This is a genomic window from Pseudomonas sp. RA_35y_Pfl2_P32 (assembly GCF_963970735.1).
Lineage (GTDB): Bacteria > Pseudomonadota > Gammaproteobacteria > Pseudomonadales > Pseudomonadaceae > Aquipseudomonas.
Genome location: NZ_CAXAQF010000002.1, coordinates 311,407 through 338,181, shown reverse-complemented (window position 1 = coordinate 338,181; position 26,775 = coordinate 311,407). Strand labels below are relative to the sequence as shown.

The following is a 26,775-nucleotide window of genomic DNA, read 5'->3' as shown; positions in this document are numbered from 1 at the left end:
ATCAGGATCGTTGGGCATCGATTCTCATCGAGGCGCGGGGTAGCTCCCCCACTCAGACGCCGAATAGATGAAAGCAAGCCAAACACGACATCAGAAACAGTATTGCAGAAAAGGGGGTAACCATAGATGTGGGAGCTGGCCGGGCGGCGCTCCGCTCGCCCGCGATGGGGCCGGTACATTCAGCATCGATGATGCCTGATATACCGCCATCGCTGGCAAGCGGAGCGCCGCCCGGCCAGCTCCCACAGTGTCATTTTTGTAGAACGGCTTTTACCGCCGCGACAACCCGCTCGACATCATCGGTGCTCATGCTCGAGAACATCGGCAGCGACACGATCAGCCGGCCAACCCGCTCGGCCACCGGAAACATCCCCTCCTTGAAACCGCGCTCGCGGTACAGACTCAGCAGGTGAATCGGCGGGTAGTGATAGCCGACGCCAACCCCCAGTGCCTGCATTTTCTCCATGAACGTGGCCCGTGCCGGTTGGCCATCCGCACGTTCCGGCAGCACCAGCTGGAACAGGTGCCAGTTGCTCTGGGTGAAATCGGCCGGCGGTAGTTGGGCACCGTACCGGGCCTCGAAATCACCGCCAAAACACGCGAAGTAATGTTGCGCCAGCATGCGGCGATGGGCGGTGATCGCCTCGATCCCGGCAAACTGGCCCAGGCCGATGGCGGCGGCGATATCGGTCATGTTGAACTTGCCACCCAGCACATCCACGTCCAGGCCATCAAAACCACTGCGGGTTACGCCTTGCAGACGGTACTTCTCGGCCAACTGCGCCTCTTGCGCGTTGTTCAGCACCAGGCAGCCGCCCTCGGAGCAGGTGACGTTCTTGTTCGCCTGGAAACTGAACGACACGAAGTCCCCCGTCGCCCCGATGCGTTGCCCATTCCAGCTGGAGCCCAGCGCCTGGGCGGCATCTTCGACGACGCGCAGGCCATGTTTGCGCGCGATGCCGTACAGGCGCTCCATGTCCAGCGGCAAGCCGGCCAGGTACACCGGGATTATGGCCTTGGTGCGTGGGGTGATGGCGGCTTCGAGCCGGTCCAGGTCGATGTTGCGGGTGATCGGATCGATGTCGGCAAACACCGGGGTAGCGCCGACCTCGAGAATCACGTTGGCCGTGGCCACCCACGAGATGGGGGTAGTGATCACTTCGTCGCCGGCGCCGATCCCGGCGATGCGCAAGGCGATCTCCATGGTGCAGGTGCCCGAGTTGAACGTCCGCACCGGCCGTCCGCCGAAGTACTCGGACAGTTGGGCTTCGAAGGCCTGGACCTTGGGCCCGCTGGTGATCCAGCCGGAGCGCAGGACATCGCCGACGGCGGCAATGGTGGCTTCATCGATGACGGGTTTGGAAAACGGCAGAAAAGGCTGTTGGCTCATGGCGATCAGGGGACCCGAGTGGCGGACGTGGGTGATGCGCTGCACAGAATGGCTCCGATTGGCCGAAGACACCATACCGTGCGCACAGGGCAGCTATGCTGCCAGAACCGAGTTGAACAGACGCTGAGCGCCATTCAAGAGAGAGCCCGTCATGTCCCAGTTGCCCAGCTTGAGCCAGTTACGCGATCCCAATGCCTTCCTGCGCCGCCACCTGGGGCCGGACGCCGCCGAACAACAGGCCATGCTCGACAGCCTCGGGCTTGGCAGCCGGGGCGAGTTGATCGAGCAGACGGTACCGCCGGCCATTCGCCTGAATCGGCCGCTGGACCTGCCGCCGGCCCTGGACGAGCAGAGCGCCCTGGCCAAACTGCGTGGTTATGCCGAACAGAATGAGGTCTGGACCAGCCTGATCGGCATGGGCTACCACGGCACCCTGACGCCCGCCGTGATCCTGCGTAACGTGTTGGAAAACCCCGGTTGGTATACGGCCTACACCCCGTACCAGCCGGAAATCGCCCAGGGCCGGCTCGAGGCCCTGCTCAATTTCCAGCAATTGACCATCGACCTGACAGGCCTGGAACTGGCCAACGCGTCGCTGCTCGATGAAGCCACGGCGGCGGCGGAAGCCATGGCCCTGGCCAAGCGTGTGGCCAAGTCGAAAAGCAATCTGTTCTTCGTCGACGAGAACTGCCATCCGCAGACCATTTCCGTGGTGCAGACCCGTGCCCAGGGATTTGGCTTCGAACTGATTGTCGACGCGGTGGATAACTTGCCCCGGTACCAAGTGTTCGGCGCGCTGTTGCAGTACCCCGACACCCACGGCGAGATTCGTGACCTGCGGCCCTTGATCGACCACCTGCACGCCCAACAGGCCCTGGCCTGTGTGGCCGCGGACCTGCTGAGCCTGTTGTTGCTGACCCCGCCAGGTGAAATGGGCGCCGACGTGGTGTTCGGTTCGTCCCAGCGCTTTGGCGTGCCCATGGGCTATGGCGGCCCGCATGCGGCGTTTTTCGCCAGCCGTGACGAATACAAACGGGCGATTCCCGGGCGCATCATCGGCGTCTCGAAAGACGCCCGGGGCAATGTTGCCCTGCGCATGGCCCTGCAAACCCGCGAGCAACATATCCGCCGCGAGAAGGCCAACTCGAACATCTGCACCGCCCAGGTGCTGCTGGCCAACATTGCCAGTTTTTATGCGGTCTACCACGGCCCGCAGGGGCTCAAGCACATTGCGCAACGGGTGCACCGCCTGACCTGCATCCTCGCCGCCGGCCTTGAGCGCAACGGCATTACCCGGCTCAACCAGCAGTTTTTCGACACCCTGACCCTGGACGTCGGCGGCAGCCAGACGGCAATCATCGAATCGGCCAAGGCCGTGCAGATCAACCTGCGGATTCTCGGTCGCGGCCAGGTCGGCCTGAGCCTGGACGAACGTTGCGACGAAAGCACGGTGGCGAAGCTGTTCGACGTATTCCTCGGTGCCGACCATGGACTGCAGGTGGCCGAACTGGATGGGCAGACGCTGGCCTCGGGCATTCCGGCAGAGTTGCTGCGCACCAGTCGCTATCTGCGCCACCCGGTGTTCAACGCGCACCACAGCGAAACCGAGATGCTGCGCTACCTCAAGCAACTGGAGAACAGGGACCTGGCGCTCAACCAGTCGATGATCCCGCTGGGCTCCTGCACCATGAAACTCAATGCCACCAGTGAGATGATCCCGATCACCTGGCCAGGTTTCGCCAACCTGCACCCCTTTGCCCCGAAAGAGCAGGCGATGGGCTACGGGTTGATGATCAGCGAGCTGGAGCGCTGGTTGTGCGCGATCACCGGTTTCGACGCGATCTGCATGCAACCCAACTCCGGCGCACAGGGCGAATATGCCGGGTTGTTGGCGATCCGCAAGTATCACGAAAGCCGTCAGCAGGGCGCGCGCGATATCTGCCTGATCCCGGCATCGGCCCATGGCACCAACCCGGCGTCGGCGCAGATGGCCGGGATGCAGGTGGTGATTGTCGAGTGTGACGCTGCCGGCAACGTCGACCTTGAAGACTTGAAGAGCAAGGCGTCGGCGGCCGGTGATAAGCTGGCCTGCCTGATGGCCACCTACCCCTCGACCCATGGGGTGTACGAGGAGGGCATCAGCACGATCTGCGACGTTATCCACAGCCACGGCGGCCAGGTGTACATGGATGGCGCCAACCTCAACGCCCAGGTTGGGTTGGCGCGGCCGGCGGATATCGGTGCCGATGTGTCCCACATGAATCTGCACAAGACCTTCTGCATTCCCCACGGCGGAGGTGGGCCGGGGATGGGGCCGATTGGCGTGCGCGCGCACCTGGCACCGTTCGTGGCCAATCACCCGGTGGTACCGCTGGACGGGCCGGACCCCAAGAACACCGCGGTCAGCGCCGCGCCCTGGGGCAGTGCGAGCATCCTGCCGATCAGTTGGATGTACATTGCGATGATGGGCCCGCAACTGGCTGATGCCAGCGAAGTGGCGATCCTGTCGGCCAACTACCTGGCCGAACACCTGTCTGGTGCCTTCCCGGTGCTGTTCAGTGGGCGTAACGGGCGGGTGGCCCATGAATGCATCCTCGATCTGCGACCACTCAAGGCCCAGACCGGGATCAGTGAAGAAGACGTGGCCAAGCGCCTGATGGACTACGGCTTCCACGCGCCGACCATGTCGTTCCCGGTGGCGGGGACCTTGATGGTCGAGCCCACCGAAAGCGAGTCCAAGGCGGAGCTGGACCGTTTTATCGGCGCGATGCTGAGTATCCGCGCGGAAATCACCGAAGTGCAGAACGGCAACTGGCCGGCCGACGACAACCCGCTGAAGCGCTCGCCCCATACCCTGGCGGACATTACCGGGGTCTGGGAGCGGCCCTACAGCATCGAACAGGCGGTGACCCCGGATGCCCACACCCGAGCGCACAAGTACTGGCCGACGGTGAATCGGGTGGACAACGTCTATGGCGACCGCAATCTGTTCTGTGCCTGTGTGCCGCTGGATGAGTACCGATAAAGGCTGATTTCCAGGCAAAAAAATGCCGCTCGAACGAGCGGCATTTTGGTCTCGGCAACCCGTTACTGTTGCGCGAGGGTGTTGCTGGCCAGGATCGCGTTGGCCAATTCCATATCAGTGGCCTTCAGGCCCGGGTTGTCGGCGCGGACCTTTTGCAGCGCCGATTCGAGGAACGGGCCACGAATGTTGCCGTCACTGGCCACGAAGCTCCCGGCGTCGTCCTGGGCAGCAAGTACCATCTTGTGGTCCTTGGAGGTCAGGTAGGTGGAGGCGGTGGTTGCCCCCGAGGAGATGACATTGCGCCAGAAGGTATCGGCCATGACGGACCCGGCAGACAGAGAGAGCAGGGCAAGGGTAGCGGCGGCCAGTTTGACACGCATGTAAGGTGACTCCAGTGGGTTCAGATTGACTGGCGGATTGGATCGGCAAAGCGCACTTGAGTTCCGTGACCGCTAATCAACCTGTTCAACCAGGATCACCACCCCCTCCAGGCCCACCACCCGTACTTTGGCCCCCGCCGGGGTATCCGGCCCCCTGGCCATCCAGACACCGTCAGCGACCTTGACTTTGCCACGTCCGTCGACAATCGCCTGGTGCACCACAAAGACCTTGCCGATCAGCTCCTGGCCCCGCAGGTTGAGGTTCGGCTGGTCGCTGGCGCGTACCGCGCTGCGCTGGCGATGCCACCAGTACAGCGCGGTGAGGATCGACAGCAAGCCGAACAACAGCAGTTGCAGTTCCCATGACAGGTCGGGCAGGACGAAGGTCAGCACCCCGACTGCGGCAGCGGCCAGGCCGATCCACAGCAGGTAACCCCCGGCACCAAACACTTCGAGGATCAACAGGACGGTGCCCAGTGCGAGCCAGTCCCAGAACGACAGGTGTTGCAGGAATGCCCACATAGCTCTCGCCTCAGGCTTTCTTGGAATCGAACGTGGCTTTGACGATCTCGCCGATACCGCCCACCGCGCCGATCACCTGGCTGGCTTCCAGCGGCATCAGTATCACTTTGCTGTTGTTGGCCGACGCCAGTTTGCCCAGGGCGTCGATGTATTTTTGCGCGACAAAGTAGTTCACCGCCTGCACGTTGCCATTGGCGATCGCCTCGGACACCACTTTGGTGGCCTGGGCTTCGGCTTCGGCTTGCCGCTCGCGCGCCTCGGACTCGAGGAATGCCGCTTGCCGGCTGCCTTCGGCTTCGAGGATTTGCGCCTGCTTCTTGCCCTCGGCGGTGAGAATCGCTGAAGCCCGCAGGCCCTCGGCCTCGAGGATTTGCGCACGCTTGATCCGCTCGGCTTTCATCTGCCCGGACATGGCCGCCATCAGGTCGGCGGGTGGGCTGATGTCCTTGATCTCGATCCGGGTGATCTTGATGCCCCAGGGGGCCGTCGCTTCGTCCACTGTGCGCAGCAGTTTTTCGTTGATCCCGTCACGCTGGCTGAGCATGGCATCCAGTTCCATCGAGCCGAGCACGGTGCGGATGTTGGTTTGCAGCAGGTTGCGGATAGCGTGTTCGAGGTTGTTCACCTCGTAGGCTGCCTGTGCGGTGTTGACCACCTGGAAGAAGCACACGGCGTCGATCTGCACCGTGGCGTTGTCGGCGGTGATGACTTCCTGCGGCGGGATATCCAGCACGCTTTCCATCACGTTGATCTTGCGGCCGATGCGGTCCATCACCGGGATAATGATGTTCAGGCCGGGCTTGAGGGTGTTGGTGTAGCGGCCAAAACGCTCCACGGTCCACTGGTACCCCTGGGGCACGACCTTGAAACCCATGAAGAGAATGGCGACCACCAGGCCGAGGAAAAGTAAAAGTACGCTACCGGTTTGCATGAAATGTCCCTATTCAATCAATGAAGGTGCAGGCCTGAGTGTAGCGGCGCGTGCTTGCCACGGGCACGCTTTACTTTGGTTCAGGCTGCGGCGTGACCCGCAACACTTCTTCGACGGTGGTCAATCCGGCCGCGACCTTCTCCGCCCCCGCCAGGCGCAGGCTGCGCATGCCGTCCAGGATGGCCTGGCGACGGATGGCCTGCAGATCGCAGTCGGCACCGATCAGGGCCTTGAGGCTGGTGCTCAACGGCATGATTTCATAGACCCCGGCGCGGCCGCGATAGCCGCTGTCGCGGCACTCCAGGCAACCGATGGCGCGTCGTGCCTGTTGGGGCGCTGGCACTTGAAGAGGCTGGTTGAGGCTGTGCCAGGTGTCGGCGTCCAGGGTCAGCGGCGCCTTGCAGTGCGGGCACAGGGTGCGCACCAGGCGCTGGGCCATGACGCCGAGCACGGTGGCCTTGATCAGGTAAGGCGCGATGCCCAGCTCCAGCAGGCGACTGATGGCGCCGGGTGCATCGGTGGTGTGCAGGGTCGACAGCACCAGGTGCCCGGTGAGCGCCGCCTGGATGGCCATCTCGGCGGTTTCCAGGTCGCGGATTTCGCCGATCATGATGATGTCCGGGTCCTGGCGCATCAGGGCACGCACGCCGCTGGCAAAGCCCAGGTCAATGTTGTGCTGGACCTGCATCTGATTGAATGCCGGCTCAAGCATTTCGATCGGGTCTTCGATGGTGCAGAGGTTGATCTCGGGTGTCGCGAGTTGCTTGAGGGTGGTGTAGAGCGTGGTGGTCTTGCCCGAACCCGTGGGCCCGGTGACCAGGATGATGCCGTTGGGCTGGCCGGTCATGGCCTGCCAGCGACGCAGGTCGTCGGCGCTGAAGCCCAGTTGATCGAAGTCCTGGAGCAGCACCTGGGGGTCGAAGATGCGCATCACCAGTTTTTCACCGAAGGCGGTGGGCAGCGTCGACAGGCGCACTTCCACTTCGCCGCCTTCCGGCGCCCGGGTCTTGACCCGGCCGTCCTGGGGTTTGCGTTTTTCGGCGACGTTCATCCGCCCCAGGTTTTTCAGGCGACTGACCATCGCCAGGGTGACCTGCGGCGGGAACTGGTAGACGTTGTGCAGCACCCCGTCGATGCGAAAACGCACCGTGCCTTGTTCGCGCCGGGGTTCGATGTGGATATCGCTGGCGCGCTGCTGGAAGGCGTACTGGAACAACCAGTCGACGATATTGACGATGTGCGCGTCATTGGCGTCCGGCTCCTGGTGACTGGCACCGAGGTTGAGCAATTGTTCGAAGCTGCCTTGGGGGGTGAGCGGCTGAGCTATATGGCTCGCGCCGTTGACCGATTTGGCCAGGCGATAGAACTCCACGCAAAAGCGCCGGATCTCTAGCGGATTAACCACCACCCGCCGGATCGGCCGTTGCAGGACATGGCTCAGGTCGGCTTCCCAACTGCGTACGTAGGGTTGCGCACTGGCCACGGTGACTGCCTCGTGGTCGACGGCCAGCGCCAGAATCCCGTGGCGCTGGGCGAAGGCGTAGGACATCAGCGGGGTGGTGCGCGCGACGTCGATTTTCAACGGATCGATGCGCACGTAGGGTTGGCCGGCCTGCCGTGCCAGCCACTGGGTCAGGCGTTCGAGATCCAGCGGGTGACCGCCGTGCAGGGCGTCGGGCAGGTGGTGGCTGGCGAGCAGTTCCAGGGGGTGCAGCGGCGGGTTGGCGGCGCTGCGGCGGGCGCTCAGGGCCTGTTCGGCCGCGGCGTGGCTGATCACGCCTTGAGCGAGCAGGTCGCGCAGTAATTGATGGAAATCCAGCCAGCGATCCTGGGGGGCGAGTTGAACGGACATCCGGACTCCTTGGGCAATGACCCTGCACTCGGTGCTGTCGCAGCGTTGAATGCCAAGCCTAGCCCCCGTCCAGGCCGCCCGTTCGAGCCTTGCCCGATCAAGCGTTGCGAGGTTTTGCCGGGACCTTCAGCCCGCCGCCTGCGCCGGCGCAAGCCATTGTGAATCAGCCGGTTGCAGTTGGACCGAGCAGACACAGATCAAGTTACGCAGTTTTTCCGCGAGCACCTCGGCGCGGTGCCAGCTCAGGCCGTCAATCACGATATCGAGTGACAACACGTCGCCCTCGCGGGTCATGTGGACCGCTTGCGGCAGCAGCAACTGCAAGGCAAACAGGTTCAGCGCCCGGCACAGCAGGTCCGGTTCGGCTTCGGCGAGCACCTGGTAGTGCACGCAGCAGTGGGCGTTGCCGGCGTGCCAGGCATCGGCGCGGCTGGGGGTGGTGCTGACGGCTTCGAGCGGGGGCATGGCGGGTCTCCAGATCAATGGAGGAATTTTTACATTCGAGGCCGGGTATTTCTTATCTATGATGGGATCTATTGGCTTTATTTCGAATAAAACAATTCATCAACTGCGTCTTCAAGGGTTTTTTTATGCACAGTGAGCTGGACGTTTATGACCGCCGGATTCTCGCGCTACTGCAAGAGGACGCCTCGCTGTCCAGCGCGCAGATCGCCGAGCAGGTTGGTTTATCGCAGTCACCCTGCTGGCGCAGGATCCAGCGGATGAAGGAGGAGGGGGTGATTCGCGGGCAGGTGACATTGCTTGACCGCAAGAAAATCGGCCTCAACACGCAGATCTTCGCCGAGGTCAAACTCAACGCCCACGGGCGTTCCAATTTCACTGAATTCACCGAGGCGATTCGCGGCTTTCCAGAGGTGCTGGAGTGTTATGTGCTGATGGGCGCGGTGGATTTCCTGCTGCGCATCGTCACCGCCGACATTGAAGCCTATGAGCGCTTCTTCTTCGAGAAGCTGTCGATGGTGCCGGGCATCCAGGAAGTGAACTCGATCGTGGCGTTGTCAGAGATCAAGTCGACCACCAGTTTGCCGGTGTTGCGAGGATAAAGACTTTTGGTGAATGAGCGGGCCTCATCGCGAGCAGCCCGCTTGCGGCCTGCTCGCGATGACGGTCTTACATGCGCAACAGCATTTTCCACGCACGGTTCTGGTACACCGCGATCGCCTGCTGCTTGCGTGCGTCCAACGCTTCGTCGGTGATCGGCTCGTTGGCCAATTGCGCCAGTTTGTTCAGTTCACCGTACAGGCGATCCATTTCCGGGATGTCCAGCACCGCGCGGGCGTGGTGCAACCAGGCCTGGATGCGCTCGATACGCGGCAGTTGCTCGGCGAGGTCTTCGGGCTGTTGCTGGTAGCGTTGCAACTGCAGTGAAGTGGCCTCTTCACCCAGCAGGCGTGGCAACCAGTTGCCCAACTGCGCGGCGCCCTGGCGATTGCCACGGGTGTTGCGCTCGGCTGTCCAGGTGCGGGCCAGCAGCCAGCGCGAGGCGTTCAGCGAGAACTGGCCCCAGCGCGGATCTTCAAGCTCTTCGAGGAACTGTTCTGGAGCGGCCTTGCGCACATCTTCGTCGTCCTGGCCGAACTGCACCAGCGGACGCCAGTCTTCGAGCAAGGCATCCAGGGCTACGCGCAGGTCGTGGGTCGACTGGCGCGGGGCGGCCTGGCCCAGGCTGCCGATCAGGGCGCGCAGTTCGGCGAGGCTCTCGACCCAGTCTTGCAGCAGGCGCCAGTGACCATTGAAGCGATACTGCTCGGCCAGGCGCTGGCTGCTGCCCAGCAGGTACCAGCCCAGCGCGGCGAAGGCGTCGTCCAGCGGCAGTTCGAAGCTCAGTTGCGGGGCTGGCAGGCTCAGCGAATAGCTGTGGGCGTCGAACAGGCGATAGCCGCGTTCAGCCTTGCTGATGTCGCACGGCATCAGCGCCAGGGTGGCGGCCAGCTCGGCGGCCAGTTCCAGCAATGCAGCCGGCTCGCCTTCGCGCAGCTCCAGCTCCAGTTCGCAGATTTCTTCTTTCTGCTTGCCGACTACCACGTGACCGAGGTCCAGGGCGGCTTCGATGACCACCTTGGCCTTGCCGCGACCCCAGGCGATTTCGGCGCGCTCGCGGACGAAGTCAGTGGTGAAGATCGGCTTGAGGGTTTTTTTGTCCAGCTCTGCCAGCTCTTGCGGCCAGCATTCGCCGTCGAGTTTTTTCACGTCGAGCTTGGCTTTGGCCAGGTTCCAGTCGTATTCGTTGCGCTCGGACAGACCCGCGACGCTTTGGCCACGGGTCTTGAGGGTCTGAATCACTTCTTCGCCGTCGCGGCGCAGGCGCAGGGCAACCTTGGCGCGGGCCAGGTCACGCTCTGGGGTGTCGAAGTACTGATTCATCAACTCACGGCGTTCCCAGCCACTTTTGTTGCGTTTTTTCAGTAACGGGTGCTCGCGCAGAGCGGCGAGGGTTTCGCGGCTGACGCGGAGTTTGATTTCGGTTTCTTTCTGCATGGCCGGAAAATCCAGGATCGGGAGCGCAGCCGGGGAAATGTGTGGCTGCCAAGGCCGTGCAGTGTACAGCACTCACTAAACCTGCGCGCCGCGACGGTTTATTCCGGTGACCGGATGGTTCTATGATGGACTTCAATCCGGGAGTTGGAGTCAGCGATGCCTTTGCCATCCATGAAAGACCAGTTCGCTGCGCTGATTGCCGCACCGTCTGTCAGTTGCACTCAAGCGCACCTGGATCAGAGCAATCGCCCGGTCATTGATTTGCTGGCCACCTGGCTCGGCGACCTGGGTTTTGCCTGTGACATCCAGCAGGTCAGCCCCGGTAAATTCAACCTGCTGGCCACCTTCGGCACCGGCCCCGGCGGCCTGGTGCTGGCCGGGCACAGCGATACGGTGCCCTTCGACGGCGCGCTGTGGCAGACCGACCCTCTGAAGCTCACCGAAGTCGACGGGCGCTGGATCGGCCTGGGCAGCTGCGACATGAAGGGCTTTTTCGCCCTGGCCATCGACGCCGTGCTGCCGTTGCTCGACCAGCCGTTCAAGCAACCCCTGATGATTCTTGCCACCTGCGACGAAGAAAGCTCGATGTCCGGTGCCCGCGCCCTGGCGGCGGCCGGCAAGCCGTTGGGCCGGGCGGCGGTGATCGGTGAGCCGACGGGGCTCAAGCCAATCCGCCTGCACAAGGGGGTGATGATGGAGCGCATCGACATCCTTGGGCAAAGCGGCCACTCCTCCGACCCGCGCCTGGGTCATAGTGCGCTGGAAGCCATGCACGATGCGATGGGCGAGCTGCGCGGCTTGCGCCTGCTGTGGCAGCGCGAGTTCCGCAACCCGCAGTTCAGCGTGCCGCAACCGACCCTCAACTTTGGCTGCATCCACGGCGGCGACAACCCCAACCGCATCTGCGGCCAGTGTTCCCTGGAGTTCGACCTGCGGCCCTTGCCCGGCATGGACCCGAACGCCCTGCGTGAGGCCATTCGGCAGAAGCTGGGGCCGGTCGCCGAGCGCCACCAGGTGAAGATCGACTATGCGCCGCTGTTCCCCGAAGTGCCGCCGTTCGAGCAGGCGCAAGACTCGGAACTGGTACGGGTGGCCGAAAGACTCACCGGGCATAGCGCCGAAGCAGTGGCGTTCGGCACCGAAGCGCCTTATCTTCAGCGCCTGGGTTGCGAAACCCTGGTGCTCGGCCCTGGCGATATCGCCTGCGCCCACCAGCCGGGGGAATTCCTGGAAATGTCACGTTTGACGCCTACCGTGCATCTATTACGGCAACTGATCGAACATTACTGCCTGACCCCGGCGTAAATCCCGGGGTCAACCACCCGTATTCATGAGGAGAGCGCGCGTGTCGCCAAGCCTGTTCCGACGATAACCATCAGCCCGCTGTGCGTTTTGCTTCGTCCTTTTTTCGGCTGCTATTTATTACAGGTGCAGGTGTTATGCCCGAATACGTCAACTGGCTTCGTCACGCTTCCCCTTACATCAACGCTCACCGCGACTGCACCTTTGTCGTCATGCTGCCCGGTGACGGCGTCGAGCATGCGAACTTCGGCAACATCGTCCACGACCTGGTGCTGCTGCACAGTCTCGGGGTGCGCCTGGTGCTGGTGCACGGTTCGCGCCCGCAAATCGAAACCCGCCTCGCCGCGCGCGGCCTGACCCCGCATTACCACCACGGGATGCGCATCACCGATGCCGCCACCCTGGAGTGTGTGATCGATGCCGTTGGCCAGTTGCGCATCGCCATCGAGGCGCGCCTGTCGATGGACATGGCGTCCTCGCCGATGCAGGGCTCGCGCCTGCGGGTGGCCAGCGGCAACCTGGTGACGGCACGGCCGATCGGCGTGCTCGAGGGGGTCGACTACCACCACACCGGCGAAGTGCGCCGGGTTGACCGCAAGGGCATCAACCGTCTGCTGGATGAGCGCTCCATTGTGCTGCTGTCGCCCTTGGGTTACTCGCCCACCGGGGAAATCTTCAACCTGGCCTGCGAAGACGTCGCCACCCGTGCCGCCATTGACTTGGGGGCTGACAAGCTGCTGCTGTTCGGCGCCGAAACGGGTCTGATCGACGAAAACGGCCGCCTGGTCCGTGAACTGCGCCCGCAACAAGTGCCAGCCCATTTGCAGCGCCTGGGTGCCAACTACCAGGCCGAACTGCTGGACGCGGCCGCGCAAGCCTGCAGCGCCGGTGTCGGTCGTAGCCACATCGTCAGTTATGCCGAAGATGGCGCGCTGCTCACTGAACTGTTCACCCGTGATGGTGGCGGTACGCTGGTGGCCCAGGAGCAGTTCGAATTGCTGCGCGAGGCGGCCATCGAAGACGTCGGTGGTTTGCTGGATTTGATCAGCCCACTGGAAGAGCAGGGGATCCTGGTGCGGCGCTCGCGCGAAGTGCTGGAGCGCGAGATCGAGCAGTTCAGCGTGGTCGAGCGCGAAGGGATGATCATTGCCTGTGCGGCCTTGTATCAGATTGCCGACTCGGATGCCGGCGAGCTGGCGTGCCTGGCCGTGAACCCGGAATACCGGCACGGCCGGCGTGGCGATGAACTGCTGGAGCGGATCGAAAGCCGGGCCCGGGCCCAAGGCCTCAAGACCCTGTTTGTCCTCACCACGCGCACTGCGCACTGGTTCCGCGAGCGCGGTTTTGTGCCCAGCAGCGTCGAGCGCCTGCCGTCGGCCCGGGCCTCGCTGTACAACTACCAGCGCAATTCGAAAATCTTCGAAAAAGCCCTCTGATCCTCCCGCTGATGCCCCGGCTTTTGTTGACAAAGGCCGGGGCTGACGGCCGCCGTGTGCCCGAGTGAGAAAGTATTTCACCCGATACACAAACTGTAACAATCCCCTTGGATGATGCGCGCCTCGCCCAATGAAGTCGCGTTTTTGATCGTGATTGACGATTGATGAAGGTCTTTTCAATCAAAAGATCTAAGGGCGTTCCGATAAATACCGATTAGTAATTACCCACGGGCGTTCGCTTCGACGAATGGGGATTTGCTATATTCCCGAATCGTATGAAAAACGATGAAATAATTCTTTTTGGGTTTATCGAAAATTCATTAACCTGAACCGACCGAATCATGCGGTTAGACCTTGGTCGTAGACACGCCTTGTTACGATTGACTTGGCTGTCACGCTCTGGCGCTAATCGCGCATCTGTGGATCCGGGGCATCAGACCCTGGACCAGGAAACACAAAAATTAGAAACGAGAGGAGTGAAACATGAACAAGTCCACCTTGGCCCTGGCAGTGGCCGTAGGGGTTGTCGCGCAGCAGGCAGGCGCCGCCGGTTTTATCGAAGACAGCAAGGCCACCCTGGGCCTGCGCAACTTCTACATCAACACCGATAACCGCGACAACAACACCAAAGCCGCTGGTGCACAGAGCAAACAGGAAGAATGGGGCCAAGGTTTCGATCTGCGCTTCACCTCGGGTTACACCCAGGGCACCGTGGGCTTCGGTCTGGATGCCATCGGCCTGGTGGGCGTCAAGCTGGATTCCGGCGGCGGCACCAACGGCGCCACCGCCACTTCCTACGGCGGCACAGTGTTCCCAAGCAAGTCCAACGGTGAAGCCGTGGACAACTTCTCCAGCCTGGGCCTGACCGCCAAGGCCAAGATTTCCCAGACCGAACTGAAACTCGGCACCCTGCAGCCAAAACTGCCGGTGATCGTGACCAACGACGGTCGCATGCTGCCGCAAACCTTCCAGGGCGGCCAGATCACCACCAACGAGATCAAGGACCTGACCCTGGTCGGTGGCCAGATCGAGCACGCCAAAGGTCGTAACTCCAGCAACAACGAAGAACTGTCGATCGCTGGCGCCAACAGCCCAACCGCTTCGGGCCGCGACAGCAATAAGTTCATCTACGGCGGCGGTGACTACAAGATCACCAAGGACCTGACCGCGCAGTACTACTACGGCAACCTGGACGATTTCTACAAGCAGCACTTCCTGGGCCTGGTACACAACTGGGCAATCGGCCCGGGCGTGCTGAAGTCGGACTTCCGTTACTTCAACAGCCGCGATGACGGTGCCAACGGCCACGATCCGGCTTACTACACCACCGGTGACTACGGCACTGGCATCACCAAGGGCAAGGTCGACAACAACCTGTTCAGCGGCCTGCTGCTGTACACGGTGTCTGGTCACACCTTTGGTGGCGGTTACCAGGTCAGCAACGGCGACAGCGATTTCCCTTGGCTGAACCAGGGTGATGGCTCGTCGGCTTACCTGACGACCGACATGCAGATTGCCAAGTTTGCCCGTGCTGGCGAACGTACCTGGCAAGCTCGCTACTCCTACGACTTCGCTCAAGTGGGCGCGCCTGGCCTGACCGCGGGTATCGTCTACCTGCGTGGCGACAACATCGACACCTCGGGTAACGTCGGCACCACCAAGCCACAGACCAAAGTCAATGCCACTGGCGCCAGCGAGTGGGAACGCGACCTGACCGTGGCTTACGTGATTCCGCAGGGTCCGCTGAAGAACCTGGGTCTGACCTGGAAAAACGCCATGTGGCGCAACGACATCCCGGGTCAACGCGACCAGGATGAAAACCGCCTGATCGTCAGCTACTCGATCCCGCTGTTGTAACAGCGCGCTCGCCTGACTGATAAAAAAAGCCCCGCCAGGCATGACGCCTGGCGGGGCTTTTGTTTGCCGGCAGACCCACCCCCGTGTGTCTGCCGGCTTCCCTTCTTACAGCAACTCAAGGCCTTCTCGAACCTTGGGCAGCAGCGTGGTCGCTGCGGGCGCAGGCGTCCAGTGAACAGATATTTAATATTCGTTATTGTTCTAAATAAATCGATATTTATTCTTTTTAATTAGGAGAAAGGCCGGGCACAGTAGGCTCATTCCGCACTCATCAGGAGCAGCACCATGAGCCTCAGACTGGGCGACATCGCCCCCGATTTCGAACAGGATTCCAGCGCCGGCACCCTTCGTTTCCACGAGTGGCTGGGCGACAGCTGGGGCGTGCTGTTTTCCCATCCGGCGGACTTCACGCCGGTGTGCACCACGGAGCTGGGGTTGACCGCCAAGCTCAAGGATGAGTTTGCCCAGCGCGGGGTCAAGGCCATTGCCTTGTCCGTCGACCCGGTGGACTCGCACCATCGCTGGATCGAAGACATCAACGAAACCCAGAACACCCTGGTCAACTTCCCGATCCTGGCTGACGCCGACCGCAAGGTCTCGGACCTCTACGACCTGATCCACCCGAACGCCAACGATACCCTGACCGTGCGCTCGCTGTTCGTGATCGATCCGAACAAGAAGGTGCGGCTGACCATTACCTATCCGGCCAGTACCGGGCGCAACTTCAACGAAATCCTGCGGGTGATCGACTCGCTGCAACTCACCGACCATTACAAGGTGGCCACGCCGGCCAACTGGCAGGACGGTGACGAAGTGGTGATTGTGCCCTCGCTCAAGGACGAAGCAGAGATCGCCCAGCGCTTCCCTAAAGGCTACCGCGCGGTGAAGCCGTACCTGCGCCTGACGCCGCAGCCGAATCGTTAACAATCACAGGCCGTGGGAGCAGCCGCAGGCTGCGATTTTTTCCAGATGAACAGCAAAGCAGGGGTTTTCAGGCCGTTTCGACGGCCTTTTTTTGTCCGAACCTGGACTGTTTTGATATTCATTTTGAGTATAAACAAATTAATAAATATGATTTATAGATATATGAATCACCTGTTAAGGTCATTCCATCACCGCGAGATCGCAAGCTGCGAATCGCCTACAACCTACAAGGAATCAAGGTAATGCTGGTCGTCTCACTCGGAGGAAGTCCCAGCCAACGCTCCCGTTCTGGGGTGCTACTGGATCGCTCCCAACGCTGGTTGCAACAACAAGGGGTGGAAGTGGTGAGCTACCAGGTGCGGGACTTCCCGGCCGAAGACTTGCTGCATGCCCGCTTCGACAGCCCGAAGGTGATCGACCTGCTGCAACAGATTGCCAATGCCGATGGCCTGTTGATCGCCACGCCGGTCTACAAGGCGTCCTTTTCGGGCGCACTGAAAACCGTACTGGACCTGCTGCCTGAACGCGCCCTGAGCCACAAGGTGGTGCTGCCAATGGCCACGGGTGGCAGTATCGCCCACATGCTGGCGGTGGATTACGCGCTCAAGCCGGTGCTGTCGGCGCTCAAGGCCCAGGAAATGCTGCACGGCATCTTTGCCGAAGACCGTCAGATTGCCTACGGCGAAGGCAGTGCCCAGGCGAAGTTGGCACCTGAGTTGGAGCAACGGTTGAACGAAGCCCTGGAGCAGTTTTTCAGCGCCATGGCCCGCCGTCCGAAGCCGCTCGATCCCCACCTGTTGAATGAACGTTTGTTGAGTGCTCGCTGGAGCATTTGAGTCCCACCCGAAGTTTGAAGTACTGGCCTTACTCGCCCGCTAACGGGCAAGCAGGTGCAGCCACAACCCCACTGCAAAAAGGAGAGCGCCATGCGCCCTGTCATTTTGCGTCGCGGTCTGGTCGCTCTGTTTGCTGCGGCTGTGTCCTTCGGCGCCATTACTCAAGCTCAGGCCGAGACGTTACGCATCGGCTATCAGAAATACGGCACCCTGGTGCTGCTCAAAGCCAAGGGCACCCTGGAAAAAAGCCTCGCCGCCCAAGGCGTCGACGTGCAATGGACCGAATTCCCCGGTGGCCCGCAACTGCTCGAAGGCTTGAACGTCGGCTCCATCGACTTCGGCGTGACTGGCGAAACCCCGCCAGTGTTTGCCCAGGCCGCCGGTGCCGATCTGCTCTATGTCGCCTACGAGCCGCCCGCTCCCCACAGTGAAGCGATCCTGGTGCCGAAGGACTCGGCAATCCAATCGGTACAGGACCTCAAGGGCAAGAAAGTCGTGCTCAACAAGGGCTCCAACGTGCACTACCTGCTGGTGCGCGCCCTGGAAGACGCCGGCCTCAAATACAGCGACATCCAGACCGTGTTCCTGCCCCCGGCCGATGCCCGCGCGGCCTTCGAGCGTGGCAGCGTCGACGCCTGGGTGATCTGGGACCCGTACCAGGCTGCCGCCGAACAGCAACTGCAGGCACGCACCCTGCGTGATGGCAAAGGCATCGTCGACAACCACCAGTTCTACCTGGCCACCCAGCCTTACGCCGAGCAGCACCCGGCCGTGATCAAGACCCTGGTGGATGAAGTCCGTGCTGTCGGTGAGTGGTCCCAGGCCAACCCCGAGGACGTGACCAAACAGGTGGCGCCACTGCTCGGCCTGCCCGCCGACATCACCCTGACCTCGGTGAAACGCCAGGGCTACGGTGCGCATTTCCTGACGCCGGAAGTGGTCGCGGCGCAGCAGAAAATCGCCGACAGCTTCTACCAGCTCAAGTTGATCCCCAAACCCTTGAGCATCAACGACGTGATCTGGACGCCGCCGGCGACCGTTGCCAAAACCCAGTAATTCGACTTTCCAAGGAGACCACTCCATGAGCCTCAATATTTTCTGGTTCCTGCCGACCCACGGCGACGGCCATTACCTTGGCACTGCCGAAGGCGCGCGCGCCGTTGACCATGGCTACCTGCAGCAAGTCGCCCAGGCGGCGGATCGCCTGGGTTTCGGCGGGGTGTTGATCCCCACCGGACGCTCCTGCGAAGACTCGTGGCTGGTGGCGGCCTCGCTGATCCCGGTGACCCAGCGCCTGAAGTTCCTGGTCGCCCTGCGCCCCGGGATCATTTCCCCGACGGTGGCGGCGCGTCAGGCGGCGACCCTGGATCGCTTGTCCGGTGGCCGGGCGTTGTTCAACCTGGTGACCGGCGGTGACCCGGAAGAGTTGGCGGGCGATGGCTTGTTCCTCAGCCATGAAGAGCGTTATCAGGCCTCTGTGGAATTCACCCGGATCTGGCGCCGCGTGCTGGAAGGCGAAACCGTCGATTACGACGGCCAACACATCAGCGTCAAAGGCGCCAAGCTGCTCTATCCACCGATCCAGCAACCGCGTCCAGCGCTGTACTTCGGCGGTTCTTCGGAGGCGGCGCAGGATCTGGCGGCCGAGCAGGTCGAGATGGTGTTGACCTGGGGCGAGCCACCGGCGGCGGTCGCCGAGAAAATCGCGCAAGTGCGGGAGAAGGCGGCCAAGCTGGGCCGTACCGTGCGCTTCGGCATTCGTCTGCACGTGATCGTGCGCGAGACCAATGACGAAGCCTGGCAGGCCGCGGACCGTCTGATTTCCCATCTGGATGACGACACCATCGCCCGGGCCCAGGCGTCGTTGGCGCGCTTTGACTCGGTGGGCCAGCAACGCATGGCCGCGCTGCACGGTGGCAGCCGTGACAACCTGGAAGTCAGCCCGAACCTGTGGGCCGGTGTCGGCCTGGTGCGTGGTGGTGCTGGCACGGCGCTGGTCGGCGATGGCCCGACCGTGGCGGCACGGGTCAAGGAATATGCGGACCTGGGCATCGACACCTTCATCTTCTCCGGCTATCCACACCTGGAAGAGTCGTACCGGGTGGCCGAACTGCTGTTCCCGCACCTCGAGATCGAGCGCCCGGAGTTGCCGAAAAGTGGCGGCTACGTCAGTCCGTTCGGGGAAATGGTGGCCAACGACATTCTTCCCAAAGCCGCGTCCCAGAGCTGAGGCGCGCCATGAAGAAGCAAACCCTTATCCACAGTCTCGCGCCCTGGGCCTTGCCGGTGCTGTTGCTGGCGGTGTGGCAGTTGTCGGTGTCGGCGGGCTGGTTGTCGACGCGGATTCTGCCGGCACCGATCGCGGTGATCGAGGCGGGCGTGAGCCTGGTGCAAAGCGGCGAAATCTGGAAACACCTGGCCATCAGCGGCTGGCGCGCTGGCGTCGGATTTGTCATCGGCGGCGGTATCGGCCTGGTGCTGGGTTTCATCACCGGCCTGTCGAAGTGGGGTGAACGCCTGCTCGACAGTTCGGTGCAGATGATCCGCAACGTGCCGCACCTGGCGCTGATCCCGCTGGTGATCCTGTGGTTCGGCATCGACGAGTCGGCGAAGATTTTCCTGGTGGCCCTGGGCACGTTGTTCCCGATCTACCTCAACACCTACCACGGTATTCGTAACGTCGACCCGGCGCTGGTGGAAATGGCCCGCAGTTACGGCTTGAGCGGTTTCAGCCTGTTCCGCCAGGTGATTCTGCCGGGGGCGCTGCCGTCGATTCTGGTGGGGGTGCGTTTTGCCCTGGGCTTCATGTGGTTGACGCTGATCGTGGCTGAAACCATCTCGGCCAGCTCCGGTATCGGCTACCTGGCGATGAACGCCCGGGAGTTCCTGCAGACCGACGTGGTGGTGCTGGCGATTGTGCTCTATGCGGTGCTCGGCAAGTTGGCCGACCTCGCGGCCCGAGGCCTGGAACGGGTGTGGCTGCGCTGGCACCCGGCCTATCAAGTGGCCAAGGGCGGTGCAGCATGACGGCTCAACAACCGCCGCGCCTGCTGCGCGGGATTCCCCTGGCGGTGCGCAAGCTGCAAAAAACTTTTGGTGCGCGGCAAGTGCTGCGTGACATCGATCTGCATGTTCCGGCCGGTCAGTTCGTCGCGGTGGTCGGTCGCAGCGGCTGTGGCAAAAGCACTTTGCTGCGTTTGCTCGCCGGCCTCGACCAGCCAACGGACGGGCAATTGCTGGCGGGCTCTGCAGCCCTCAGCGAAGCACGGCAAGACACCCGGCTGATGTTCCAGGAGGCGCGGTTGCTGCCCTGGAAAAAGGTCATCGACAACGTGGGCCTCGGCCTCAAGGGCAACTGGCGCCAGCAGGCCCTGGATGCCCTGGATGCGGTGGGCCTGGCCGACCGCGCCGATGAATGGCCGGCGGCCTTGTCCGGTGGGCAGAAGCAACGGGTGGCCCTGGCCCGGGCACTGATCCACCAGCCGCGCCTGCTGTTGCTCGATGAGCCGCTGGGTGCCCTGGACGCTTTGACCCGGATTGAAATGCAGCAACTGATTGAGCGCCTGTGGCAGCAGCATGGTTTTACCGTGTTGCTGGTGACCCACGATGTCAGCGAAGCGGTGGCGATTGCCGACCGGGTGCTGCTGATCGAAGAGGGCGAGATTGGCCTGGACCTGCACGTCGAATTACCGCGCCCCCGGGTCCGCGGTTCACATCGACTGGCAGCGCTGGAAACCGAAGTGCTCAACCGCGTGTTGGCCCTGCCGGGCGTGCCGCCCGAGCCGGAACCTGTTTCACCCTTGCCCACGCAATTGCGCTGGGCTCAATAACTCATCGTTCTTCCCACGACAGGAATCATCCCCATGACGATCAAAGCCATCAACGTTCGCAACCAGTTCAAAGGCACCATCAAGGAAATCGTCGAAGGCGATGTGCTATCGGAAATCGACGTGCAAACCGCTTCCGGCATCGTCACCTCGGTGATCACTACCCGCTCGGTGAAAGAGCTGGAACTGGTGATCGGCAGCGAAGTGATTGCCTTCGTGAAGTCCACCGAGGTCTCGATCGCCAAGTTGTAAACCGTGCGCTACGAACAACCCCGAAGGGTGCGAGCCCTTCGGGGTTTTGTTATGGGGTTACATGTTTGTGGGAGCTGCCGCAGGCAACGATCTTTTAAAGCGCAACCCGCTTAGGCAGATACGGCGGCAGATACAGCCCCAGGTACGCATCAAACACCCGCATCCCTTCTTCCGCCATGCGCGGGGTGATCTGCCCATGCTGCTGCACCGAGCGCGCATAAACCCGATCACCCAGCTCCATGGCCAGGGCAAACACGTCGACGTCCGTGGGCAGCGCCGGCAGTTCGAAGTGCTGGTCGAAGAGGGTGTGCATCAGGTCGCCCAGTTCGAGGTCGTGCTGGCGGTCGGCCTGGGTGACTTCGGTGAGCCCGTGCTGGGCCAGGATCAACTGGCGGGCGGCGGCGTCTTCGCTGTAGATCTGCAACATGCGTTGCTCCACCAGTCGCGACAGGTCGTGCCAACGGGTGAGCGCAGCCGTTTCTATCGGTGCCTGCAAGCAGGCGCGAAAGGCGCTGTGGACATCGGCCGTGAGGGCTTCGAGCAGCGCCGGGACGCTGGCGAAAAAGTGGTACACCGACGATGGCGGAATCCCGGCCCGCTCAGCCACGCTGTAGATCGACAGGCTGGCCACGCCTTCGGTGGCCAGCAGCGTGCGTGCGGCATCGAGGATCGAGTCGATCCGGGCCTGGCTGCGAGCGCGGGGTTTGCGAAGGGGGGCGGGGCGGGTCATTGAGGTCTCCTGCAGGGCAGGGGGCATTGTACGAGCAGGGGTGGGTGTTGTCTTGTCGGCTGCCATAAAAAAACGCCATCGGCCAATTAGGCGCGATGGCGTTTTTTCACTGCAGCCGCTTACACGGTATGCAGGTACCAGTTGTACTCGAGGTCGGAGATGGAGTGTTCGAACTCCTCCAGCTCGCTCTCTTTACAGGCCACGAAGATATCGATGTACTTCGGATCGATGTACTTGGCCATGACTTCGCTGTCGTCCAACTCGCGCAATGCATCGCGCAGGTTGTTCGGCAGGCTTTGCTCGTTCTGCTCGTAGCTATTGCCTTCCACCGGTGCGCCAGGCTCGATCTTGTTGACCAGGCCATGGTGTACGCCTGCCAGGACCGAAGCCATCAGCAGGTACGGGTTGGCATCGGCGCCGGCCACGCGGTGTTCGATGCGCACGGCATCGGCGGAACCGGTCGGCACGCGAATCGCCACAGTGCGGTTGTCCAGGCCCCAGCACGGCGAGTTCGGCACGTAGAACTGCGCGCCGAAACGACGGTAGGAGTTGACGTTCGGGCAGAGGAAAGCCATCTGCGCCGGTAGGGTCTCGAGCACACCGCCGATCGCGTGACGCAGTGCGGCGTTCTGCTCGGGATCCTCACTGGCAAAAATATTCTTGCCGTCTTTATCAAGGATCGAGATGTGGACGTGCAGACCATTACCCGCCTGGCCTGGGTAAGGCTTGGCCATGAAGGTGGTGTCCATCTCATGGTCGTAGGCGATGTTCTTGATCAGACGCTTGAGCAGTACCGCGTAGTCGCACGCCTTGATCGGGTCGGCAACGTGGTGCAGGTTCACTTCGAACTGCGCCGGAGCACTTTCCTTGACGATGGCGTCAGCCGGGATGCCTTGCTCTTTCGCACCTTCCAGGATGTCCTGGAGGCAGTCGACGTATTCGTCGAGGTCGTCGATCAGGTAGACCTGTGTCGAGTGCGGGCGTTTGCCGGAAACCGGCGAGCGAGGGGGTTGCGGACGACCGTTCACGTTCTCCTGGTCGATCAGGTAGAACTCCAGTTCGAACGCGGCGCAGATGGTCAGGCCCATTTCGTCGAACTTGCGTACCACGTTGGCCAGCACTTCACGCGGGTCGGCGAAGAAAGGCTCGCCTTCAAGTTCGTGCATGGTCATTAGCAGTTGCGCGGTCGGGCGCTTCTGCCAAGGCTCATTGCACAGGGTGTCGGGGATTGGATAGCAGATTCGGTCAGCATCGCCGATGTCCAGGCCCAGGCCGGTGCTTTCCACCGTCGAACCATTGATATCCAGAGCAAATAGAGAGGCCGGCAGGTTGATGCCTTTCTCGTAAACCTTGTGGAGACTGGTGCGTTCGATGCGCTTGCCGCGCACCACACCATTCATATCCGCAATCAGAAGGTCAACGTACAGAACCTCAGGATGTTCCTTAAGGAACGCGTTCGCTTCGTTAAGCTGAACGGCACGCGGGGGTACCGACATGATGCAACACCTTTGTTGTTAAAAATATCAATCATTGATCTTTTCAGATTCCAGTCAACCCGAACGGCATGCCGAAGTCAAGCGAGGCCTTTTTTGCCCTAAAAAAGCGCTCGAAGGGCATTTTTGAGGCAGTTTGGGGCGTTTTGATCCCTTTCCCTTCGTTGCCGCCCGCAGGCTTGAGCGAGCCGTGTTGTATTTTTTACGGGGGTGTTGTGTAAAAAAATGAACAAGGCTAAGCTCGAATCAAACCCATAACAGCAATAATACCGGGGTGCTTCATGTCTCGCCTGCCGTCAATCGGCGTGACCACCTGCTCCAGGCAGATCGGTCTGCATGCTTGCCACATCAGTGGCGACACGTCCGTCCGCGCGGTGGCCAAGGGCCTGCCGGCGTTGCCGGAGCCGCTGTCCCCGTCCGATATTCTGGACGTTGTAGAAGCCCTTCTCGTTAGTGGCACTTTCTCCAATATAGATCCTGTTCACTATAGCGGTCCTGCGAATACACCGGGAACTGCTCATGATTCTGCACGCGTTGCCACTTCCTGCCCATTGATTCGCGCCGTCGTTGCGGTTCCTGCACGCACGGCTTTTGCTGCAAGTATGCAAACCAGACCCCAATGGCAGGTAAGCTCTAACCTGCATGGCCTGGCCATGGTCCAGACACGACAACGCGACGCGGATGCGTCAAACATCGCCTGACTCTTAATGAAGTCAGGACACTCAGCCCAGAGGCATTTATGAGTAACAACCTCGACCAGCTCACCGATTGGTTGAAAGACCACAAGATCACAGAAGTCGAATGCATGATCGCCGACTTGACCGGGATCACCCGTGGCAAGATTTCGCCGACCAACAAGTTCATCGCCGAAAAAGGCATGCGCCTGCCCGAGAGTGTGTTGCTGCAAACAGTGACGGGCGACTATGTCGAAGACGACATCTATTACGAGCTGCTCGACCCGGCCGACATCGACATGATCTGCCGCCCCGACCAGAACGCAGTGTTCCTTGTGCCCTGGGCTATCGAGCCGACCGCCCAGGTGATCCACGACACCTACGACAAGCAGGGCAACCCGATCGAGCTGTCGCCGCGCAACGTGCTCAAGAAGGTCCTCAAACTCTATGCCGACAAGGGCTGGCAGCCGATCGTGGCGCCGGAAATGGAGTTTTACCTGACCAAGCGCAGCGACGACCCGGACTACCCGTTGCAACCGCCGATCGGTCGTTCCGGGCGTCCGGAAATCGGTCGCCAGTCGTTCTCCATTGAAGCGGCCAACGAATTCGACCCGTTGTTCGAAGACGTCTACGACTGGTGCGAACTGCAGGAACTGGACCTGGACACGCTGATCCACGAGGACGGCACGGCGCAGATGGAAATCAACTTCCGTCACGGTGACGCACTGTCCCTGGCCGACCAGATCCTGGTGTTCAAGCGCACCATGCGCGAAGCCGCGCTCAAGCACGACGTGGCGGCGACGTTCATGGCCAAGCCGATGACGGGCGAGCCGGGCAGTGCCATGCACCTGCACCAGAGCATCATCGACATCGAGACTGGCAAGAACGTCTTCTCCAATGAAGACGGGACCATGAGCCAGCTGTTCCTCAATCACATTGGTGGCCTGCAGAAGTTCATCCCTGAGCTGCTGCCGCTGTTCGCCCCCAACGTCAACTCGTTCCGCCGCTTCCTGCCGGACACCTCGGCACCGGTCAACGTGGAATGGGGCGAAGAGAACCGCACCGTGGGCCTGCGGGTTCCGGACGCGGGGCCACAGAACCGTCGGGTGGAAAACCGCCTGCCGGGTGCCGACGCCAACCCGTACCTGGCGATTGCCGCGAGCCTGTTGTGCGGCTACATCGGCATGGTCGAAGGCCTCAACCCAAGCGCCCCGGTGGTTGGGCGTGGTTATGAGCGACGCAACCTGCGCCTGCCGTTGACCATCGAAGACGCCCTGGAGCGCATGGAAAACAGCACGACCATCGAGAAGTACCTGGGTCACAACTTCATCACTGGCTACGTCGCGGTCAAGCGGGCCGAGCATGAAAACTTCAAGCGCGTGATCAGTTCGTGGGAACGGGAATTCCTGCTATTCGCCGTCTGACACGCCGGGTGCGGCCCACCAGCCGCACTCTTACCTCACTAGGAAGGAGCGCTTTATGACCAGCAACAACCCGCAAACCCGTGAATGGCAAAGCCTGAGCAACGACCATCACCTGGCGCCGTTCAGTGACTTCAAACAGCTCAAGGAAAAAGGCCCGCGCATCATCACCAGCGCCAAGGGCGTTTACCTGTGGGACAGCGAAGGCAACAAGATCCTCGACGGCATGGCCGGCCTGTGGTGCGTGGCCATTGGCTACGGTCGCGACGAACTGGCGGACGCCGCCAGCAAACAGATGCGCGAGCTGCCGTACTACAACCTGTTCTTCCAGACCGCTCACCCGCCGGTGCTGGAGCTGGCCAAGGCCATTGCCGACATCGCCCCGCAAGGCATGAACCACGTGTTCTTCACCGGCTCCGGCTCCGAAGGCAACGACACCATGCTGCGGATGGTCCGCCACTACTGGGCGATCAAGGGCCAGCCGAACAAGAAAGTCATCATCAGCCGCAAAAACGGCTACCACGGTTCGACCGTGGCCGGCGCGAGCCTGGGCGGCATGACCTACATGCACGAACAGGGCGACTTGCCGATCCCGGGCATCGTGCACATCCCGCAACCCTACTGGTTCGGTGAAGGTGGCGACATGACCCCGGAAGAGTTCGGGGTCTGGGCCGCCAACCAGTTGGAAGAAAAGATTCTCGAAGTGGGTGTCGACAACGTCGGCGCCTTCATTGCCGAGCCGATCCAGGGCGCCGGCGGCGTGATCGTGCCGCCTGAAAGCTACTGGCCGCGTATCAAGGAAATCCTCGCCAAGTACGACATCCTGTTCGTCGCCGACGAGGTGATCTGTGGTTTCGGCCGTACCGGTGAGTGGTTCGGTAGCGATTTCTACGACCTCAAGCCGGACATGATGACCATCGCCAAGGGCCTGACCTCCGGCTACATCCCGATGGGTGGCCTGATCGTGCGTGACAGCGTGGTCGAGGTGCTCAACGAGGGCGGTGATTTCAACCACGGCTTTACCTACTCCGGTCACCCGGTGGCGGCGGCAGTGGCCCTGGAAAACATCCGCATCCTGCGCGACGAAAAAATTATCGAGCGTGTCCATGCAGAAACGGCACCGTACTTGCAAAAGCGTCTGCGTGAACTGAACGATCACCCGTTGGTGGGCGAAGTTCGCGGAGTAGGGCTGTTGGGGGCAATTGAACTGGTTCAGGACAAGGCCACGCGCAAACGTTACGAAGGCAAGGGTGTGGGCATGATCTGCCGGCAGTTCTGCTTCGACAACGGACTGATCATGCGCGCAGTGGGCGACACCATGATCATCGCTCCACCTCTGGTGATCACACCGGCAGAAATTGATGAGCTGGTGGCCAAGGCACGCAAGTGTCTGGACCTGACCCTGAGTGCGTTGCAGGGCTAAG

At 61.7% G+C, this 26,775-nt stretch carries 23 protein-coding genes and 1 pseudogene; 15 read left to right on the top strand and 9 right to left on the bottom strand.

What is annotated here, in order from left to right; translation table 11 throughout:
- Window positions 1-250: 250 nt before the first annotated feature.
- On the bottom strand, window positions 251-1,390 hold the full coding sequence (locus tag AACY45_RS03600; protein ID WP_339544189.1) for a DegT/DnrJ/EryC1/StrS family aminotransferase: 1,140 nt from the start codon (window positions 1,388-1,390) through the stop codon (window positions 251-253).
- Window positions 1,391-1,541: 151 nt separating this feature from the next.
- Here AACY45_RS03600 and gcvP point away from each other — a divergent pair, with 151 nt between their 5' ends.
- On the top strand, window positions 1,542-4,415 hold the full coding sequence (gcvP, locus tag AACY45_RS03595) for an aminomethyl-transferring glycine dehydrogenase (protein WP_339544181.1): 2,874 nt from the start codon (window positions 1,542-1,544) through the stop codon (window positions 4,413-4,415).
- A 62-nt stretch (window positions 4,416-4,477) separates the two neighbouring features.
- Here gcvP and AACY45_RS03590 read toward each other — a convergent pair whose 3' ends face one another.
- The 5 genes from AACY45_RS03590 to AACY45_RS03570 all read right to left on the bottom strand — a co-directional run bounded on the left by AACY45_RS03590 (window position 4,478) and on the right by AACY45_RS03570 (window position 8,565).
- Window positions 4,478-4,795 (bottom strand): DUF2388 domain-containing protein, encoded by a 318-nt coding sequence (locus AACY45_RS03590; protein WP_339544180.1) that lies wholly within the window; start codon window positions 4,793-4,795, stop codon window positions 4,478-4,480.
- A gap of 72 nt (window positions 4,796-4,867) precedes the next feature.
- A complete protein-coding gene (locus AACY45_RS03585; RefSeq protein WP_339544179.1) occupies window positions 4,868-5,317 on the bottom strand; it encodes an NfeD family protein in 450 nt (149 codons plus the stop codon).
- 10 nt (window positions 5,318-5,327) lie between these two features.
- Window positions 5,328-6,248: an SPFH domain-containing protein gene (locus AACY45_RS03580; protein ID WP_159998499.1), complete on the bottom strand. Its 921-nt coding sequence runs from the start codon at window positions 6,246-6,248 to the stop codon at window positions 5,328-5,330.
- Between the two features lie 70 nt (window positions 6,249-6,318).
- Complete coding sequence (locus tag AACY45_RS03575; RefSeq protein WP_339544178.1) at window positions 6,319-8,100, bottom strand: GspE/PulE family protein; 1,782 nt, start codon at window positions 8,098-8,100, stop codon at window positions 6,319-6,321.
- 126 nt (window positions 8,101-8,226) lie between these two features.
- The gene (locus AACY45_RS03570) at window positions 8,227-8,565 is read right to left on the bottom strand and encodes a hypothetical protein (protein ID WP_339544177.1); all 339 of its coding nucleotides are present in this window, start codon (window positions 8,563-8,565) and stop codon (window positions 8,227-8,229) included.
- 125 nt (window positions 8,566-8,690) lie between these two features.
- Here AACY45_RS03570 and AACY45_RS03565 point away from each other — a divergent pair, with 125 nt between their 5' ends.
- Window positions 8,691-9,164 (top strand): Lrp/AsnC family transcriptional regulator, encoded by a 474-nt coding sequence (locus AACY45_RS03565; protein WP_166589198.1) that lies wholly within the window; start codon window positions 8,691-8,693, stop codon window positions 9,162-9,164.
- A gap of 67 nt (window positions 9,165-9,231) precedes the next feature.
- On the opposite strand, the gene AACY45_RS03560 is transcribed toward AACY45_RS03565, so the two are convergent.
- Window positions 9,232-10,599, bottom strand: a complete 1,368-nt coding sequence (locus AACY45_RS03560) for a CYTH domain-containing protein (protein WP_339544176.1) — start codon at window positions 10,597-10,599, stop codon at window positions 9,232-9,234.
- 156 nt (window positions 10,600-10,755) lie between these two features.
- On the opposite strand from AACY45_RS03560, the gene argE reads away from it, so the two are divergent.
- The 10 genes from argE (at window position 10,756) to AACY45_RS03510 (ending at window position 21,033) form a co-directional block, all read left to right on the top strand.
- Window positions 10,756-11,904, top strand: a complete 1,149-nt coding sequence (gene argE, locus AACY45_RS03555) for an acetylornithine deacetylase (RefSeq protein ID WP_339544175.1) — start codon at window positions 10,756-10,758, stop codon at window positions 11,902-11,904.
- Window positions 11,905-12,038: 134 nt separating this feature from the next.
- On the top strand, window positions 12,039-13,337 hold the full coding sequence (gene argA, locus AACY45_RS03550; protein WP_339544174.1) for an amino-acid N-acetyltransferase: 1,299 nt from the start codon (window positions 12,039-12,041) through the stop codon (window positions 13,335-13,337).
- 483 nt (window positions 13,338-13,820) lie between these two features.
- Window positions 13,821-15,194, top strand: coding sequence for an OprD family porin (locus AACY45_RS03545; protein ID WP_339544173.1), 1,374 nt, complete (start codon window positions 13,821-13,823; stop codon window positions 15,192-15,194).
- Window positions 15,195-15,479: 285 nt separating this feature from the next.
- Window positions 15,480-16,118 (top strand): peroxiredoxin, encoded by a 639-nt coding sequence (locus AACY45_RS03540; RefSeq protein WP_339544172.1) that lies wholly within the window; start codon window positions 15,480-15,482, stop codon window positions 16,116-16,118.
- Window positions 16,119-16,360: 242 nt separating this feature from the next.
- A complete protein-coding gene (gene ssuE / locus AACY45_RS03535) occupies window positions 16,361-16,954 on the top strand; it encodes an NADPH-dependent FMN reductase (RefSeq protein WP_339544171.1) in 594 nt (197 codons plus the stop codon).
- Window positions 16,955-17,044: 90 nt separating this feature from the next.
- Complete coding sequence (locus tag AACY45_RS03530) at window positions 17,045-18,010, top strand: sulfonate ABC transporter substrate-binding protein (protein WP_339544170.1); 966 nt, start codon at window positions 17,045-17,047, stop codon at window positions 18,008-18,010.
- 25 nt (window positions 18,011-18,035) lie between these two features.
- Window positions 18,036-19,184 carry an FMNH2-dependent alkanesulfonate monooxygenase gene (gene ssuD, locus AACY45_RS03525; RefSeq protein WP_339544169.1) on the top strand — a complete coding sequence of 383 codons (1,149 nt, stop codon included), beginning with the start codon at window positions 18,036-18,038 and terminating at the stop codon, window positions 19,182-19,184.
- A gap of 8 nt (window positions 19,185-19,192) precedes the next feature.
- The gene (gene ssuC / locus AACY45_RS03520; protein WP_339544168.1) at window positions 19,193-19,981 is read left to right on the top strand and encodes an aliphatic sulfonate ABC transporter permease SsuC; all 789 of its coding nucleotides are present in this window, start codon (window positions 19,193-19,195) and stop codon (window positions 19,979-19,981) included.
- Window positions 19,978-20,784: an aliphatic sulfonates ABC transporter ATP-binding protein gene (gene ssuB / locus AACY45_RS03515; RefSeq protein ID WP_339544167.1), complete on the top strand. Its 807-nt coding sequence runs from the start codon at window positions 19,978-19,980 to the stop codon at window positions 20,782-20,784. The genes ssuC and ssuB overlap by 4 nt, the downstream gene beginning before the upstream one ends.
- Before the next feature lie 33 nt (window positions 20,785-20,817).
- Complete coding sequence (locus AACY45_RS03510; RefSeq protein WP_003213899.1) at window positions 20,818-21,033, top strand: TOBE domain-containing protein; 216 nt, start codon at window positions 20,818-20,820, stop codon at window positions 21,031-21,033.
- 94 nt (window positions 21,034-21,127) lie between these two features.
- On the opposite strand, the gene AACY45_RS03505 is transcribed toward AACY45_RS03510, so the two are convergent.
- Window positions 21,128-21,763 (bottom strand): TetR/AcrR family transcriptional regulator, encoded by a 636-nt coding sequence (locus tag AACY45_RS03505; protein WP_339544166.1) that lies wholly within the window; start codon window positions 21,761-21,763, stop codon window positions 21,128-21,130.
- A gap of 119 nt (window positions 21,764-21,882) precedes the next feature.
- Window positions 21,883-23,259, bottom strand: coding sequence for a glutamine synthetase family protein (locus tag AACY45_RS03500; RefSeq protein WP_015097275.1), 1,377 nt, complete (start codon window positions 23,257-23,259; stop codon window positions 21,883-21,885).
- Window positions 23,260-23,537: 278 nt separating this feature from the next.
- On the opposite strand from AACY45_RS03500, the pseudogene AACY45_RS03495 reads away from it, so the two are divergent.
- The 3 genes and pseudogenes from AACY45_RS03495 to AACY45_RS03485 all read left to right on the top strand — a co-directional run.
- Window positions 23,538-23,828, top strand: a pseudogene (locus AACY45_RS03495) (gamma-glutamyl-gamma-aminobutyrate hydrolase family protein); the annotation flags it as partial.
- A 167-nt stretch (window positions 23,829-23,995) separates the two neighbouring features.
- Window positions 23,996-25,354, top strand: a complete 1,359-nt coding sequence (locus AACY45_RS03490; protein ID WP_339544165.1) for a glutamine synthetase family protein — start codon at window positions 23,996-23,998, stop codon at window positions 25,352-25,354.
- A gap of 55 nt (window positions 25,355-25,409) precedes the next feature.
- Window positions 25,410-26,774, top strand: a complete 1,365-nt coding sequence (locus tag AACY45_RS03485) for an aspartate aminotransferase family protein (RefSeq protein WP_339544164.1) — start codon at window positions 25,410-25,412, stop codon at window positions 26,772-26,774.
- Window position 26,775: the final 1 nt, after the last annotated feature.

Excerpts from the sequence above, each read along its gene's own strand:
- AACY45_RS03600 (WP_339544189.1), bottom strand. The coding sequence starts at position 1,390 with ATGAGCCAACAGCCTTTTCTGCCGTTTTCCAAACCCGTCATCGATGAA.
- gcvP (WP_339544181.1), top strand. The coding sequence starts at position 1,542 with ATGTCCCAGTTGCCCAGCTTGAGCCAGTTACGCGATCCCAATGCCTTC.
- AACY45_RS03590 (WP_339544180.1), bottom strand. The coding sequence starts at position 4,795 with ATGCGTGTCAAACTGGCCGCCGCTACCCTTGCCCTGCTCTCTCTGTCT.
- AACY45_RS03585 (WP_339544179.1), bottom strand. The coding sequence starts at position 5,317 with ATGTGGGCATTCCTGCAACACCTGTCGTTCTGGGACTGGCTCGCACTG.
- AACY45_RS03580 (WP_159998499.1), bottom strand. The coding sequence starts at position 6,248 with ATGCAAACCGGTAGCGTACTTTTACTTTTCCTCGGCCTGGTGGTCGCC.
- AACY45_RS03575 (WP_339544178.1), bottom strand. The coding sequence starts at position 8,100 with ATGTCCGTTCAACTCGCCCCCCAGGATCGCTGGCTGGATTTCCATCAA.
- AACY45_RS03570 (WP_339544177.1), bottom strand. The coding sequence starts at position 8,565 with ATGCCCCCGCTCGAAGCCGTCAGCACCACCCCCAGCCGCGCCGATGCC.
- AACY45_RS03565 (WP_166589198.1), top strand. The coding sequence starts at position 8,691 with ATGCACAGTGAGCTGGACGTTTATGACCGCCGGATTCTCGCGCTACTG.
- AACY45_RS03560 (WP_339544176.1), bottom strand. The coding sequence starts at position 10,599 with ATGCAGAAAGAAACCGAAATCAAACTCCGCGTCAGCCGCGAAACCCTC.
- argE (WP_339544175.1), top strand. The coding sequence starts at position 10,756 with ATGCCTTTGCCATCCATGAAAGACCAGTTCGCTGCGCTGATTGCCGCA.
- argA (WP_339544174.1), top strand. The coding sequence starts at position 12,039 with ATGCCCGAATACGTCAACTGGCTTCGTCACGCTTCCCCTTACATCAAC.
- AACY45_RS03545 (WP_339544173.1), top strand. The coding sequence starts at position 13,821 with ATGAACAAGTCCACCTTGGCCCTGGCAGTGGCCGTAGGGGTTGTCGCG.
- AACY45_RS03540 (WP_339544172.1), top strand. The coding sequence starts at position 15,480 with ATGAGCCTCAGACTGGGCGACATCGCCCCCGATTTCGAACAGGATTCC.
- ssuE (WP_339544171.1), top strand. The coding sequence starts at position 16,361 with ATGCTGGTCGTCTCACTCGGAGGAAGTCCCAGCCAACGCTCCCGTTCT.
- AACY45_RS03530 (WP_339544170.1), top strand. The coding sequence starts at position 17,045 with ATGCGCCCTGTCATTTTGCGTCGCGGTCTGGTCGCTCTGTTTGCTGCG.
- ssuD (WP_339544169.1), top strand. The coding sequence starts at position 18,036 with ATGAGCCTCAATATTTTCTGGTTCCTGCCGACCCACGGCGACGGCCAT.
- ssuC (WP_339544168.1), top strand. The coding sequence starts at position 19,193 with ATGAAGAAGCAAACCCTTATCCACAGTCTCGCGCCCTGGGCCTTGCCG.
- ssuB (WP_339544167.1), top strand. The coding sequence starts at position 19,978 with ATGACGGCTCAACAACCGCCGCGCCTGCTGCGCGGGATTCCCCTGGCG.
- AACY45_RS03510 (WP_003213899.1), top strand. The coding sequence starts at position 20,818 with ATGACGATCAAAGCCATCAACGTTCGCAACCAGTTCAAAGGCACCATC.
- AACY45_RS03505 (WP_339544166.1), bottom strand. The coding sequence starts at position 21,763 with ATGACCCGCCCCGCCCCCCTTCGCAAACCCCGCGCTCGCAGCCAGGCC.
- AACY45_RS03500 (WP_015097275.1), bottom strand. The coding sequence starts at position 23,259 with ATGTCGGTACCCCCGCGTGCCGTTCAGCTTAACGAAGCGAACGCGTTC.
- AACY45_RS03490 (WP_339544165.1), top strand. The coding sequence starts at position 23,996 with ATGAGTAACAACCTCGACCAGCTCACCGATTGGTTGAAAGACCACAAG.
- AACY45_RS03485 (WP_339544164.1), top strand. The coding sequence starts at position 25,410 with ATGACCAGCAACAACCCGCAAACCCGTGAATGGCAAAGCCTGAGCAAC.